The organism is Streptomyces sp. CA189 (assembly GCF_056428985.1).
Map to the genome: position 1 here is coordinate 38,321 of NZ_JBWJVM010000063.1, position 13,603 is coordinate 51,923.

Genomic DNA, 13,603 nt, shown 5'->3' on the forward strand with positions numbered 1-13,603 from the left:
CCCTACCCCCGGACGGAGCGCCCCGCGTGCCCCCAGTACAGACCGCCGCCACCATCCGGCGGATCACGCCCGTCGGGGCCTACCACCACCTCGTCCTCGACGCCCCCGGCGTCACCGGCGTGCGCCCCGGCCACTTCGGCGCCCTCGCCATCGGCGGCCCCGACTCCGCGATGCTCCTGCGCCGGGCGTTCTCCATCCACCGCGCCGACCCAGCCACCGGCACCGTCGAGTTCGTCTTCGCCGAGGCCGGCCGCGGGACCAGGGCACTGGCCGCGCACCGCCCCGGCGACACCGTCGACCTCATCGCCCCCCTCGGCACCCCCTTCCCGCTCCCCGACGGCCCGGTCGGCGCGGTCCTCGTCGCCGGCGGCTACGGCAGCGCCCCGATGTTCGCCCTCGCCGAGGAGATCCTCGGGCGCGGCGGCCGGGTCGCCTTCGTGCTCGGCGCGGCCACCGCGGACCGGCTGTTCGGAGTCGAGCGGGCCGCAGCCCTCGCCGAGCACGTGTACGTGGTCACCGACGACGGGTCGGCCGGACGGCGGGGCCGGGTCACAGAGCCGCTCCCCGAGGCCATCACGGTGACCGGGGCCACCGAGGTCCACTCCTGCGGTCCGATGGGCATGCTCAAGGCCGTCACGGAGATCGCCACCGCCGCCGGAGCCGCCAGCCACACCGCCGTCGAAGAGGCCATGGCCTGCGGCATCGGGATCTGCATGAGCTGCGTCCTGCCCGTCACCGGCCCCGACGGCGTCACCCGCTTCCTTCGCTCCTGCACATCCGGACCCGTTTTCGACGGCGCCACCGTCCGCTGGGACGACGCCGGAACCCTGCCCGGGGACCTCGAAGGCGCGGCCGCCATGACCCCGAAGGCGAGCGACCGGTGAGTCGTGTGAGTCCCCTCAACCCCGAAGACGTGGACATGTCCGCACCCCTCGGTGCCCGCGTCACCCTCCCCAACCCCGTCTCCACCGCCTCCGGCTGCGCCGGCTACGGCCGCGAGCTGCACCGGTTCACCCCTCTCGGCGAGCTCGGCACCATCACCACCAAGACCGTGATGCCGTACGTCCGCTCCGGCCGCGCCACTCCCCGGATGGCCGAGACCCCGAGCGGGATGCTGAACTCCATCGGGCTCCAGGGCTCCGGCATCGACCACTTCGTCGAGCACGAGCTGCCCTGGCTGGCCGAGCGCGGGGCACGGGTCCTCGTATCGGTCGCGGGGGAGCGTACGGAGGAGTTCGCCGAGGCGGCCGCCCGGCTGACCGGGCAGCCCGGAGTGGTCGGCATCGAGGCCAACATCTCCTGCCCCAACGTCGCGAACCGCGGCCTCGTCTTCGCCTGCGACGCCGACGCCTCCTTCGAGGTGGTCAAGGCGGTCAAGGCGGCGGCCGACCCCGCGCTGCCCGTCTACGCCAAGCTGACCCCCGATGTGACACGGATCACCGACATCGCCGCCGCCTGTACGGACGCGGGCGCCGACGGGCTCTCGATGATCAACACCGTCCTCGGGATGGCCATCGACACCGACACCATGCGCCCGGCCCTCGCCGGGGTCACCGGCGGCCTCTCCGGCCCGGCGATCCGGCCCGTCGCCGTCCGCTGCGTCTACCAGGTCCACGGGGCGATGCTGGCCGGCGCCGTCCGGCGGGTCCCCATCCTCGGGATGGGCGGGATCGCCTCCGGCCGGGACGCGCTCGAATTCGTCCTCGCCGGCGCTTCGGGCGTGGCGGTGGGGACCGCGCTGTTCAACGATCCGTCCGCGCCCCTGAGGATCCGTGACGACCTGCGCGCGGCACTCGCCGCACGCGGGATCGGGGCGTTCGAGGACTCCGTCGGACGGTCTCATCGCACTCTCTGACGAAATTCGAACGTCTTTCACCGGACAAAACCGGGGTGGTTTGTCCGTGATGTACGGTTCAGTGGAGGCTGACCAGGACTTTTCGTCCGTTCTCGCTGACTGGAGCGGTCATGGCCGCTAGTCTCCGAGCAGAGTGAACGAGCAGCGATCGAGCACCACCGCTGTTCGGGCACTCGCCTGGTGTGATGCCTTCCGGCATCTCACTGGTCCGTATCCGACAGTTCGACATCCGAGGTGACGTAGGCGTGGCTCTTCCGCCCCTTACCCCTGAACAGCGCGCAGCAGCGCTCGAAAAGGCCGCCGCGGCTCGCCGGGAGCGGGCCGAGGTGAAGAATCGACTCAAGCACTCCGGCGCCTCCCTGCATGACGTCATCAAGCTGGGTCAGGAGAACGACGTCATCGGCAAGATGAAGGTTTCCGCTCTCCTGGAGTCCCTGCCTGGCGTCGGCAAGGTGCGCGCCAAGCAGCTCATGGAGCGCCTCGGCATCTCCGAGTCCCGGCGTGTCCGAGGTCTCGGTTCCAACCAGATCGCCTCTCTGGAGCGCGAGTTCGGCGGCAACGCCGCCTAAGGCGTCGTCCGAAGTTCTCCCAGCGTTCTCAGGCAGTCCCGAGAAGCTGGATAATCGCTCTATGGCAGCAGAGGTTCGTCCGCGGCTGACCGTGCTCTCCGGCCCTTCGGGGGTCGGCAAGAGCACGGTCGTCGCGCATATGCGCAAGGTTCACCCCGAGGTCTGGCTCTCGGTGTCGGCCACCACCCGCAAGCCGCGGCCCGGTGAGCGACACGGAGTCCACTACTTCTTCGTCAACGACGACGAGTTCGACAAGCTGATCGCCAATGGCGAGCTGCTGGAGTGGGCCGAGTTCGCGGGCAACCGCTACGGCACACCGCGCGGCGCAGTGCTGGAACGCCTGGAGAACGGCGAGCCGGTCCTGCTGGAGATCGACCTCCAGGGCGCACGGCTCGTACGCGAGTCCATGTCCGAGGCGCAGCTGGTCTTCCTGGCTCCTCCGAGCTGGGACGAGCTGGTCCGCCGGCTCACCGGCCGGGGCACCGAAACCGCGGAGGTCGTCGAGCGCAGGCTCGGCGCCGCCAAGATCGAACTGGCTGCCGAATCCGAGTTCGACACCACCCTGGTCAACACCTCGGTCGAGGACGTGGCGCGCGAGCTGCTAACGTTGATGAATGTCGTCTGATCGTTGACCGGTGTTCAACCGGTCCGGACGGTCCGAATCCGACACATCTAGGTCTTACCCCATCTTCGGAAGGTAGAGCGTGTCCTCTTCCATTACTGCGCCCGAGGGCATCATCAACCCGCCGATCGACGAGCTGCTCGAGGCCACGGACTCGAAGTACAGCCTCGTGATCTACGCGGCCAAGCGCGCGCGTCAGATCAACGCGTACTACTCGCAGCTCGGTGAGGGCCTGCTCGAGTACGTCGGCCCGCTGGTGGACACCCACGTCCACGAGAAGCCGCTTTCGATCGCGCTGCGCGAGATCAACGCGGGTCTGCTGACCTCCGAGGCCATCGAGGCCCCGGCTCAGTAAGGCACGAGTTTTCCTTTCACCACAGGCCCGGCAGAACATCTGCCGGGCCTGTGGTGTGTCATAGGTGTCATATGGGTGTGATGGCGGTCATCAGCCGAAGGGGCGTGTGTGGTGGGTAAGCCGAAGGTCGTGCTCGGAGTCAGCGGCGGGATCGCCGCTTACAAGGCGTGCGAGCTGCTGCGCCGGCTGACCGAGTCCGGGCACGACGTACGCGTGGTGCCGACGGCGGCGTCGCTGAACTTCGTCGGGGAGGCCACCTGGGCCGCCCTCTCCGGGAACCCGGCCTCCGCCGAGGTCTGGGAGAGCGTCCACGAGGTGCCGCACGTGCGCATCGGGCAGTCCGCCGACCTCGTCGTCGTCGCCCCGGCCACCGCCGACATGCTCGCCAAGGCCGCCCACGGGCTGGCCGACGACCTGCTCACCAACACCCTCCTCACCGCGCGCTGCCCCGTGGTGTTCGCACCCGCGATGCACACCGAGATGTGGGAGCACCCGGCCACCCGGGAGAACGTGGCCACGCTGCGCCGGCGCGGCGCCGTGGTCATCGAGCCCGCCGTCGGCCGGCTCACCGGCAAGGACACCGGTAAGGGGCGGCTGCCCGACCCCGAGGAGATCTTCGAGGTGTGCGCGAACGTATTGAGAAGGCACAGCCTCGCCAGCGGGGTGGCCGAGCCCGACCTCGCCGGCCGGCACGTGGTGATCAGCGCGGGCGGGACGCGCGAACCGCTGGACCCCGTCCGCTTCCTCGGCAACCGCTCCTCCGGCAAGCAGGGCTACGCCCTCGCCCGTACCGCCGTCGCCCGCGGGGCCCGGGTCACCCTGGTCTCCGCCAACACCGCTCTCGCCGACCCGGCCGGGGTGGACCTCGTACGGGTGGGGACGGCGCTGCAGCTCCGCGAGGCCGTACTCAAGGCTGCCGCGGATGCCGACGCGGTGGTGATGGCCGCTGCCGTGGCCGACTTCCGGCCGGCCGAGTACGCGGGCGGGAAGATCAAGAAGAAGGACGGGCAGGAGCCCGCACCGGTCGCCCTCGTACGGAATCCAGACATTCTCGCGGAGATTTCCGCCGATCGGGCTCGGGAGGGCCAGGTCGTGGTGGGTTTCGCCGCCGAGACCGACGACGTGCTCGCGAACGGGCGGACGAAGCTCCTCCGCAAGGGATGTGACCTTCTCGTCGTCAACGAGGTGGGTGAGGCGAAGACCTTCGGTTCCGAGGAGAACGAGGCGGTCATCCTGTCCTCCGACGGAAGCGAGCTGGCCGTCCCCTACGGTCCGAAGGAGTCGCTCGCAGACGTGATTTGGGATCAGGTGGCACCGCGCATCGGGGTGCGACGCGCCTGAGCGGAGGCTCTTTCCGCAGGCTGCTCCTTGGGTAAGAATGGAGTGTCGCAGGTCACACGGCTCCCACAGGGCGAGACGGGTGGTCCGGCGAACGGTGGCGACCGATAAACTGCAGCCGGGACGTGATCGGGCGCAGCCTCCGATGTGGTTCCACCAAAATTTCAGCCAGCAGCCGCTGCAACCCCAGGGAGCGTTGTGTCCCGTCGCCTGTTCACCTCGGAGTCTGTGACCGAGGGTCACCCCGACAAGATCGCTGACCAGATCAGCGACACCATTCTCGATGCGCTCCTCACCGAGGACCCGACCTCGCGCGTCGCCGTGGAGACCCTCATCACCACCGGTCTCGTCCACATCGCGGGAGAGGTGACGACGAAGGCGTACGCGCCGATCGCGCAGCTCGTCCGCGACAAGATCCTCGAGATCGGTTACGACTCCTCGAAGAAGGGCTTCGACGGCGCCTCCTGCGGCGTGTCGGTGTCCATCGGCGCGCAGTCCCCGGACATCGCGCAGGGCGTCGACACCGCGTACGAGAAGCGCGTCGAGGGCGACGAGGACGAGCTCGACAAGCAGGGTGCCGGCGACCAGGGCCTGATGTTCGGGTACGCCTGCGACGAGACGCCCGAGCTGATGCCGCTCCCGATCCACATCGCGCACCGCCTGTCCAAGCGGCTGTCCGAGGTTCGCAAGAACGGGACCATCCCGTACCTGCGCCCCGACGGCAAGACCCAGGTCACCATCGAGTACGACGGCGACAAGGCCGTCCGCCTCGACACGGTCGTCGTGTCCTCGCAGCACGCCGCGGACATCGACCTGGACTCGCTGCTGGCTCCGGACATCCGCGAGTTCGTCGTCGAGCACGTGCTGAACCAGCTCGTCGAGGACGGCATCAAGCTGGACACCGAGGGTTACCGCCTGCTCGTCAACCCGACCGGCCGCTTCGAGATCGGCGGCCCGATGGGCGACGCCGGTCTGACCGGCCGCAAGATCATCATCGACACCTACGGCGGCATGGCCCGCCACGGCGGCGGCGCCTTCTCGGGCAAGGACCCGTCCAAGGTCGACCGCTCCGCCGCCTACGCCATGCGCTGGGTCGCCAAGAACGTGGTCGCCGCCGGCCTCGCCTCGCGCTGCGAGGTCCAGGTCGCGTACGCCATCGGCAAGGCCGAGCCCGTGGGCCTGTTCGTGGAGACCTTCGGTACGCACAAGGTCGACGTGCAGAAGATCGAGGACGCCATCGGCCAGGTCTTCGACCTGCGTCCGGCCGCGATCATCCGCGACCTCGACCTGCTGCGTCCGATCTACGCCCAGACCGCCGCCTACGGCCACTTCGGCCGCGAGCTGCCGGACTTCACCTGGGAGCGCACCGACCGCGTGGACGCCCTGCGCACCGCTGCCGGCCTGTAGTACCCGCCTGATCGACGGACGGCCCCGGACCCTTGTGGTCCGGGGCCGTCCGCGTGCGGCGCCCCGTCCGCCGTTGTCGGTGGGGTTTGGTAAGAATGCGGGTGTGAGCAGCACCAATGACGCGGGGGAGCGGAGCGGGCCGGGCGGTCCGCCGGAGCAGCTCGCGCTGATGCGGGAGATGGTCGCCGAGGCGAAGGCCAAGGCGCCCAAAGCCAAACCGCGAACGTGGCGCGGGGCCTCCGTGGCCGAGGAGCTGCCCGTGGCCCGGGTCCTCGTGAACAAGGGCGTGCTCCACCTCGACCGGCTCTTCGACTACGCGGTCCCCGCCGAGCTGTCCGAGTCCGCCCAGCCCGGTGTCCGGGTCCGGGTCCGGTTCGGCGCGGGCTCCCACCGGGTCCACGGCGGCCGCCGCGAGGGCGGGGGGCTCATCGACGGCTTCGTCATCGAGCGCCGCGCCGAGTCCGACTACAACGGAGCCCTCGCGGCCCTCGCCCAGGTCGTCTCGCCCGAGGTCGTCCTCGGTCCCCGGATGCTCGCCCTCGCCCGCGCCGTCGCCGACCGGTACGCCGGCAGCCTCGCCGACGTGCTCCAGCTCGCGCTGCCCGCCCGCAGCGCCCGCGCCGAGGCCAAGCCGTCCCCCGAACCCCTCCCCCCGCCCGCCGCGCCCGAGCCCGCCGGCTGGGAGCGGTACGGAGCCGGCCCCGGCTTCCTGCGGGCCCTGGCAGGCGGCGGTACCCCGCGCGCCGTGTGGACGGCCCTGCCCGGCCCCGGCTGGGCCGACGAGCTGGCCCGCGCCATGGCCGCCACCCTCGCCTCCGGACGCGGCGCCCTCGCGGTGGTCCCCGACGGGCGCACCGCGGGCCGTGTCGACGCGGCGCTGACCGCCCTGCTCGGCGAGGGGCGGCACGCGCTGCTGACCGCCGAGTCCGGGCCGGAGAAGCGCTACCGCCAGTGGCTGGCCGTCAGCCGGGGCTCGGTGCGGGCCGTGGTCGGCACCCGGGCCGCGATGTTCGCACCCGTACGGGACCTCGGGCTCGTCGCCGTCTGGGACGACGGCGACTCCAGCCACAGCGACGTCCACGCCCCGTTCCCGCACGTGCGGGAGGTACTGGAACTGCGCGCGGTCACCGACGGCTGCGCCTTCCTGGTGGGCAGCACGAGCTGCACGGTGGAGGCCGCGCAGCTCGTCGAGTCCGGCTGGGCCCGCCCGCTGGTCGCCGACCGCGAGACGGTACGCACGTACGCGCCGCGGATCCGGACCGTCGGCGACGAGCTGCTGGCCCGGGACGGGGCCGCGCGGGCCGCCCGGCTGCCGAGCCTCGCGTGGGAGACCGTACGGGAGGGGCTGAAGACCGGGCCCGTACTCGTACAGGTGCCCCGGCGGGGCTACGCGCCCCGGCTGGCCTGCGAACGGTGCCGGACGCCGGCGCGGTGCACGGCCTGCGCGGGGCCGCTGGAGGCGCCCGACGCGCGGGACCTGCACTGTGGGTGGTGCGGGCGGGCCGAGCCGGCCTGGCACTGCGAGGAGTGCGGAGCGTTCCGGCTGCGGGCCCAGGTGGTGGGAGCGCGGCGGACCGCCGAGGAGCTGGGGCGGGCCTTCCCGGCCGTCCCCGTACGGACCTCCGGGCGTGACCACATCCTGGACGAGGTGCCGGACCGGCCCGCGCTGGTGGTGTCCACGCCCGGCGCCGAGCCGGTCGCGGCGGGCGCCGGGTACGCGGCGGCGCTGCTGCTGGACGGCTGGGCCATGCTGAGCCGGCCCGACCTGCGGGCGAGCGAGGACGCGCTGCGGCGTTGGATCGCGGCGGCCTCGCTGGTACGGGGAGACGGGCAGGTGGTGGTCGTCGCCGAGCCGACGCTGCGGCCGGTGCAGGCGCTGGTGCGGTGGGATCCCGTCGGGCACGCGGTACGGGAGCTCGCGGAGCGGGCGCAGCTCGGGTTCCCGCCGGTTTCCCGGATGGCGGCGGTCGCCGCGGGCAGCGCCGAGGCCGTCGAAGCCTTTCTGGCGGGGGCCGGGTTGCCGGCGGACGCGGAGGTGCTGGGGCCGGTGCCGCTGCCCGGGCTCCGGGGGGAGCCGTCCGCGGGGGAGCGGGCGCTGGTCCGGGTCCCGCCGGGGAGCGGGGCCGCGCTGGCGGCTGCGCTGAAGGCGGCGCAGGTGGCTCGGCTGGCGCGGGGGGTTCCGGCGGCGGAGGCGGTCCGGATCCGGATCGATCCGTTGGACATCGGCTGAGCGTTGCCTCGTGTGGCGTGCCGGCCGGCTCCGTCCGCCTTGGGCGGGCCCGGGCGGATGGCCCTGCGGGGCGGAGTCCCCTACCCGGCCTTCCACCGTTCCCTGGGGCTCCGCCCCAGACCCCGCGCCTCAAACGCCGGCGGGGCTGGATTTGCCGCTGCGCGGCATCCAGCCCGTCCGGCGTTTGAGGACCGGGTCCGGGCGGAGCCCGGGGAACGGGCGAAGGGAGGGTAGGGGACCCCCTTCTGTTCCGTGCCGGTGCCGGGAATGACGGAGCCCCCGGCGGGGTGGCCTGGGGCCGGGTCGCCGGGGGCGGAGGTCGTCGGGGGTCGGCGTCCCGACGGGGGTGGGTCAGCCGTTGCGGGGGCCGGGGAAGGCGGCGGGGCGGGATGCGCCCGCCTCCTCGCGCACCGGCTGCGGCGGCACCGAGCGCGCCGCCGGGATCGTGGGCAGCGGCCCCAGGGTCCGGGGCGTCGTGCCCTCGGCCAGCGGCTCCCGCTCGGCGCCGGGCTCGGCGCTCTGTGCCCGGCGGGCGCCGTAGCGCCGGTGGACGGCCTGCTTGGTGACGCCGAGCGCCGAGCCGACCGCGTCCCACGAGAAGCCGAGCGAGCGGTCGAAGTCCACCGCGGCGGTGACCAGCGTCTCGACGCTGTCCCGCAGCTCCTGAGCGAGGCGGACGGTGGGCGCGGGGGCCCGGCCGTAGACGACGAAGCCCGTGGAGGGGCCTGAGCGGCGCGGGCGGTAGACGTTGCCGAGCTGAGCGGTGAGCGTACGCAGAGCATCCACCTGCCGGCGAACCCGCTCGATGTCCCGCACCAGGAGGTGCAGGCTGGCCCGTGCTTGGGCGTCGTGGGTGGCGTGGTCGGCCATGAAGAAGCCTCTCGAACCGGTGCTGAAGAGCGGATAGGGCCGCAGACACCGTTCTGTTTCGCGGCCCGTTTCGGTCAATCTCTCTTGACCAACGCGCTACCCGGTGGGCAGGTCACGCTATGGGGGCGTGTCGGCATATGCGAGGAGCGCGCGTGTGTGCGTACGCCCCCTCGGGCGGGCGGCGCGACGCAGGTGGGACCGTGGGCGGACAGACCATAGACTGATGTGCTGCTGACAGCCGAGATAGCGAGGTAGACCCCAGTGAAGCTCGTCTTCGCAGGCACCCCCGAGGTCGCCGTGCCCGCCCTGGACGCTCTGATCGCCTCCGGGCGCCACGAGGTCGCCGCCGTCGTCACCCGGCCCGACGCCCCGGCCGGCCGGGGCCGTCGCCTCGTCGCCAGCCCCGTCGCCGAGCGCGCGGAGGAAGCCGGCATCGAGGTGCTCAAGCCCGCCCGGCCGCGCGACCCGGATTTCCAGGCCCGGTTGAGGGAGATCGGGCCTGACTGCTGTCCGGTGGTCGCGTACGGCGCGCTGATCCCCAAGAGCGCCCTGGACATTCCGAACCACGGCTGGGTCAACCTGCACTTCTCGCTGCTGCCCGCGTGGCGCGGTGCCGCGCCCGTGCAGCAGTCGATCATGGCGGGGGACCAGGTCACCGGTGCCTCCACCTTCCGGATCGAGGAGGGGCTGGACACCGGCCCGGTCTTCGGGATCCTCACCGAGGAGATCCGGCCCACCGACACCAGCGGCGACCTGCTGACCCGCCTGGCCTTCGCGGGCGCCGGACTGTTGGTCGCCACCATGGACGGCATCGAGGACGGCACCCTGCGCGCGGTGGAGCAGCCCGCCGACGGGATCTCGCTCGCGCCGAAGATCACCGTGGAGGACGCCCGGGTCGACTGGTCGGCACCCGCGATGCGCGCCGACCGCCTGGTGCGAGGCTGCACGCCGGCGCCGGGGGCCTGGACGCTGTTCCGCGGGGAGCGGCTCAAGCTGGTCTCGGTCGGGCTGGTCGCGGACCGGACCGACCTGAAGCCGGGCGACCTGAGCGTGGCCAAGAACAACGTCTACGTCGGCACCGGCTCGCACGCCGTGGAGCTGCTCTGGGTGCAGCCGCAGGGCAAGAAGCCGATGAAGGCCGCCGACTGGGCGCGCGGGGTGCGGATCGCCCCGGGTGAGCGGCTGGGCGGCGGGGCCGACGTAGGCTGATTTTCGTAGTTCGTAATTCTTCGTTCTTCGCGTTTCTTTATTTCTTCCCGTAACCCCCGGAGCACCTTTCACGTGAGCGACCAGCCTCGTAGCAAGCCGGCCGAGTCGGCTAAGTCGGCCAAGCCGGCCAAGCCGCACCGCAGGCCCAAGAAGGACCCCGTCCGGATGCTGGCCTTCGAGGTGCTGCGGGCGGTGGACGAGCGGGACGCGTACGCGAACCTCGTGCTGCCGCCGCTGCTGAAGAAGGCCCGCAAGGACGAGACCTTCCAGGCCCGGGACGCGGCGCTGGCCACCGAGCTCGTGTACGGGACCCTGCGCCGCCAGGGCACGTACGACGCGGTCATCAAGGCCTGCATCGACCGGCCGCTGCGCGAGGTCGACCCGCCGGTGCTCGATGTCCTGTCGCTCGGCGCGCACCAGCTGCTCGGGACCCGGATCCCCACCCACGCGGCGGTGTCCGCGAGCGTGGAGCTGGCCCGGGTGGTGCTCGGGGACGGGCGGGCGAAGTTCGTCAACGCGGTCCTGCGGAAGATCTCCGCGCACGACCTGGAGGGGTGGCTGGAGAAGGTCGCCCCGCCGTACGAGGACGACGCGGAGGAGCACCTCGCGGTCTTCCACTCGCACCCGCGGTGGGTCGTCAGCGCCCTGTGGGACTCGCTGGGCGGCGGCCGCGCCGGGATCGAGGACCTGCTGGAGGCCGACAACGAGCGGCCCGAGGTCACGCTGGTGGCGCGGCCCGGGCGGTCCACGGCGGAGGAGCTGCTGGAGGCGGTGGGCGAGGACTCGGCGCTGCCGGGGCGATGGTCCCCGTACGCGGTCAGGATGGCCGAGGGCGGCGAACCGGGCGCGCTGGAGGCGGTGCGCGACGGCCGCGCCGGTGTCCAGGACGAAGGCAGCCAGCTGGTGGCGATGGCTCTGGCGGCCGCCCCGGTCGAGGGCCGTGACGAGCGCTGGCTGGACGGCTGCGCGGGGCCGGGCGGCAAGGCGGCGCTGCTCGCGGCGCTCGCCGCCCAGCGCGGGGCGTTCCTGCTGGCCTCCGAGAAGCAGCCCCACCGGGCCCGCCTGGTCGAGCGGGCGCTCGCGGGCAACCCCGGTCCGTATCAGGTCATCACGGCGGACGGGACGCGTCCGCCGTGGCTGCCGGGATCGTTCGACCGCGTCCTGATGGACGTGCCCTGCTCCGGCCTGGGCGCGCTGCGCCGCCGCCCGGAAGCGCGCTGGCGCAGGCGCCCGGAGGACCTGGAGAGCTTCGCGCCGCTCCAGCGCGGGCTGCTGCGCGAGGCGCTGTCGGCCGTGCGGGTGGGCGGCGTGGTGGGCTACGCGACGTGCTCGCCGCACTTGGCGGAGACGCGGGTGGTCGTGGAGGACGTACTGAAGGGTCGTGGCGCGGGCGCGGTCCCGATCGCGGCGGAACTGATCGACGCGCGACCGTACATGCAGGATGTCCCGGCGCTGGGCGACGGCCCGGACGTACAGCTGTGGCCGCACTTGCACGGGACGGACGCGATGTATCTGGCGCTGATCCGGAGGACTGGGTAGGGGAGGGCGGCGCGGACGGGGACGCGGTGTCCCCGTCCGTGTGGCGTCGGCGCGGTCGCGTCGGCGCGGCGTCGCGGCGTCGCGTTATGCGACGGCGGTCCCTTCCAGCTCGACCAGCTGGCCGGGGATCGCCAGCCGTGTCACCCCGAGCATCGTGGTGGTCGGCGCCACCCCGGCGGCGCCCAGCCGCGCGGCCAGCTCGCCGTAGTGCTGGAAGAGGAGATCGACGTCGGTCGTGTAGACGTTGAGGCGGACGAGGTTCGCGAGGGACATGCCGGCCTCGGTGAGCACGGCTTCCACGTTGTCGACGCTGAGCGCCAGCTGCGCGGCCATGTCCCCGTCGTGCTCGGGCTTGCCTTCGCTGCTCATCGAGGTCTGCCCCGAGATGTAGAGGGTCCGGGTGTGTCCGGAGACGACCTCGCCCTGGTTGAAGCCCATCTCGACTGACCAGGTCACCGGGTTGATCGCGGTTCGTTGCATTGCCATGTCGGCTCTCCGTCGGGTCGTTGGCTGGCTAGCCGCTGGCTGGCGGCCGCCGTTTGTCTTGTTGACGAGCTTCGCAATGAATCACGACACCCTCTGTCGTGTATTCCGATAAAGTTTTTTGCATGCGCGCTGACCGGTTGGTCTCGCTGGTGCTGCTGCTGCGTCAGCGCGGTCGGCTGACTGCGGACACGCTGGCCCGCGAGCTGGAGGTATCCACCCGTACGGTGCTGCGCGACATCGAGGCGCTGTCGGCTGCCGGGGTCCCGGTCTACGCCGAGCGTGGCCGGCACGGTGGGTTCGCGTTGTCTCCCGGATTCCGGACCGAGCTCACCGGCCTGAACCACGAAGAGGCCCTCGCCTTGCTGGCCGCCGGATCGGGGCGGGGCGAGCAGGTGTTCGGCCTCGGCTCGGCGCTCGCTTCGGCCATGCGGAAGGTGGTCGACGCACTGCCCGAAAGCCACCGGGCCACCGCGAGCGACGCGGCCCAGCGGTTTCTCGTCGACCCGGAGTCCGACCTGCTCTCGCGTCGGCTGGTCGCCGAGGAAGTGTCCGGTACCGCGATGATCGAGGTCCGGCGTGCGGTGCTCGGTGGACGCAAGCTGCGGATCCACTACGCGGCCACGGGCGAGGCGCCGCAGTGGCGCACGGTGGACCCGATCGGGCTGGTCACCGTACGGGACCGGGGCTACTTGCTGGCCACGAGAGCGGGCGAGGACCGCACCTACCGGCTGTCGCGGGTCCTGGCCGCCGAGGAACTCCCGGAAGCGGCGCAGCGGCCGAACCGGGTCGACCTGGACCGGATCTGGCGGGAGCGCTCCGCGCAGTTCCTCTCCGGCGGCGACCACATCGCCGTGCTGGTCCGGGTGAACCCGGCGCGGCGGGAGGACCTGCTGAACACCGCCCTGGCGGTCCGCGCGGAGGAGCCCGACGCCGACCCTGACGGCTGGCTGCGCCTGGAGGTGACCTTCCAGGATTCACGACATGCCCAATGGGCACTGTGGCAGCTCGGCATGGATGGCGAGGCCCTGGCCCCGCAGTCGTTGCGCAGCGCCCTGCGCGACCGGGCTGCGGCGCTCGCGACGCGCTATGGGGGGTCGGCTTGGGGGGTGGGGGAGTGAGGGGG

Annotated in this window: 13 protein-coding genes; 11 read left to right on the top strand and 2 right to left on the bottom strand. The window is 72.3% G+C overall.

Going from position 1 to position 13,603, the window contains the following annotated elements:
* The first annotated feature begins 26 nt into the window (after positions 1-26).
* From AC061S_RS33165 to AC061S_RS33200, 8 genes are all read left to right on the top strand, one after another.
* Positions 27-884: a dihydroorotate dehydrogenase electron transfer subunit gene (locus AC061S_RS33165; protein WP_478689578.1), complete on the top strand. Its 858-nt coding sequence runs from the start codon at positions 27-29 to the stop codon at positions 882-884.
* Entirely contained in the window at positions 881-1,855 is a 975-nt protein-coding gene (locus AC061S_RS33170; RefSeq protein ID WP_478689579.1) for a dihydroorotate dehydrogenase, read from the top strand. Before AC061S_RS33165 ends, AC061S_RS33170 begins: the two co-directional genes overlap by 4 nt.
* Before the next feature lie 245 nt (positions 1,856-2,100).
* The gene (mihF, locus tag AC061S_RS33175) at positions 2,101-2,424 is read left to right on the top strand and encodes an integration host factor, actinobacterial type (protein WP_243334344.1); all 324 of its coding nucleotides are present in this window, start codon (positions 2,101-2,103) and stop codon (positions 2,422-2,424) included.
* A gap of 61 nt (positions 2,425-2,485) precedes the next feature.
* Entirely contained in the window at positions 2,486-3,049 is a 564-nt protein-coding gene (gene gmk / locus AC061S_RS33180) for a guanylate kinase (protein WP_478689580.1), read from the top strand.
* A gap of 79 nt (positions 3,050-3,128) precedes the next feature.
* Entirely contained in the window at positions 3,129-3,401 is a 273-nt protein-coding gene (gene rpoZ, locus AC061S_RS33185; RefSeq protein WP_004948662.1) for a DNA-directed RNA polymerase subunit omega, read from the top strand.
* Positions 3,402-3,512: 111 nt separating this feature from the next.
* The gene (gene coaBC / locus AC061S_RS33190; protein WP_478689581.1) at positions 3,513-4,742 is read left to right on the top strand and encodes a bifunctional phosphopantothenoylcysteine decarboxylase/phosphopantothenate--cysteine ligase CoaBC; all 1,230 of its coding nucleotides are present in this window, start codon (positions 3,513-3,515) and stop codon (positions 4,740-4,742) included.
* Positions 4,743-4,937: 195 nt separating this feature from the next.
* On the top strand, positions 4,938-6,146 hold the full coding sequence (gene metK, locus AC061S_RS33195; RefSeq protein WP_267814739.1) for a methionine adenosyltransferase: 1,209 nt from the start codon (positions 4,938-4,940) through the stop codon (positions 6,144-6,146).
* A 103-nt stretch (positions 6,147-6,249) separates the two neighbouring features.
* On the top strand, positions 6,250-8,376 hold the full coding sequence (locus AC061S_RS33200; RefSeq protein WP_478689582.1) for a primosomal protein N': 2,127 nt from the start codon (positions 6,250-6,252) through the stop codon (positions 8,374-8,376).
* A 351-nt stretch (positions 8,377-8,727) separates the two neighbouring features.
* Here the strand turns inward: AC061S_RS33200 and AC061S_RS33205 are convergent, their stop codons facing one another.
* Positions 8,728-9,246, bottom strand: coding sequence for a hypothetical protein (locus AC061S_RS33205; RefSeq protein ID WP_478689583.1), 519 nt, complete (start codon positions 9,244-9,246; stop codon positions 8,728-8,730).
* A 261-nt stretch (positions 9,247-9,507) separates the two neighbouring features.
* On the opposite strand from AC061S_RS33205, the gene fmt reads away from it, so the two are divergent.
* Together fmt and AC061S_RS33215 are read left to right on the top strand one after the other, a co-directional pair.
* Positions 9,508-10,455, top strand: coding sequence for a methionyl-tRNA formyltransferase (fmt, locus tag AC061S_RS33210; protein WP_478689584.1), 948 nt, complete (start codon positions 9,508-9,510; stop codon positions 10,453-10,455).
* A 72-nt stretch (positions 10,456-10,527) separates the two neighbouring features.
* Positions 10,528-11,994: an RsmB/NOP family class I SAM-dependent RNA methyltransferase gene (locus tag AC061S_RS33215; protein ID WP_478689585.1), complete on the top strand. Its 1,467-nt coding sequence runs from the start codon at positions 10,528-10,530 to the stop codon at positions 11,992-11,994.
* Between the two features lie 84 nt (positions 11,995-12,078).
* On the opposite strand, the gene AC061S_RS33220 is transcribed toward AC061S_RS33215, so the two are convergent.
* Positions 12,079-12,474 (bottom strand): RidA family protein, encoded by a 396-nt coding sequence (locus AC061S_RS33220; RefSeq protein ID WP_478689588.1) that lies wholly within the window; start codon positions 12,472-12,474, stop codon positions 12,079-12,081.
* A gap of 128 nt (positions 12,475-12,602) precedes the next feature.
* Here AC061S_RS33220 and AC061S_RS33225 point away from each other — a divergent pair, with 128 nt between their 5' ends.
* Complete coding sequence (locus AC061S_RS33225) at positions 12,603-13,598, top strand: helix-turn-helix transcriptional regulator (RefSeq protein ID WP_478689586.1); 996 nt, start codon at positions 12,603-12,605, stop codon at positions 13,596-13,598.
* Positions 13,599-13,603 lie beyond the last annotated feature (5 nt).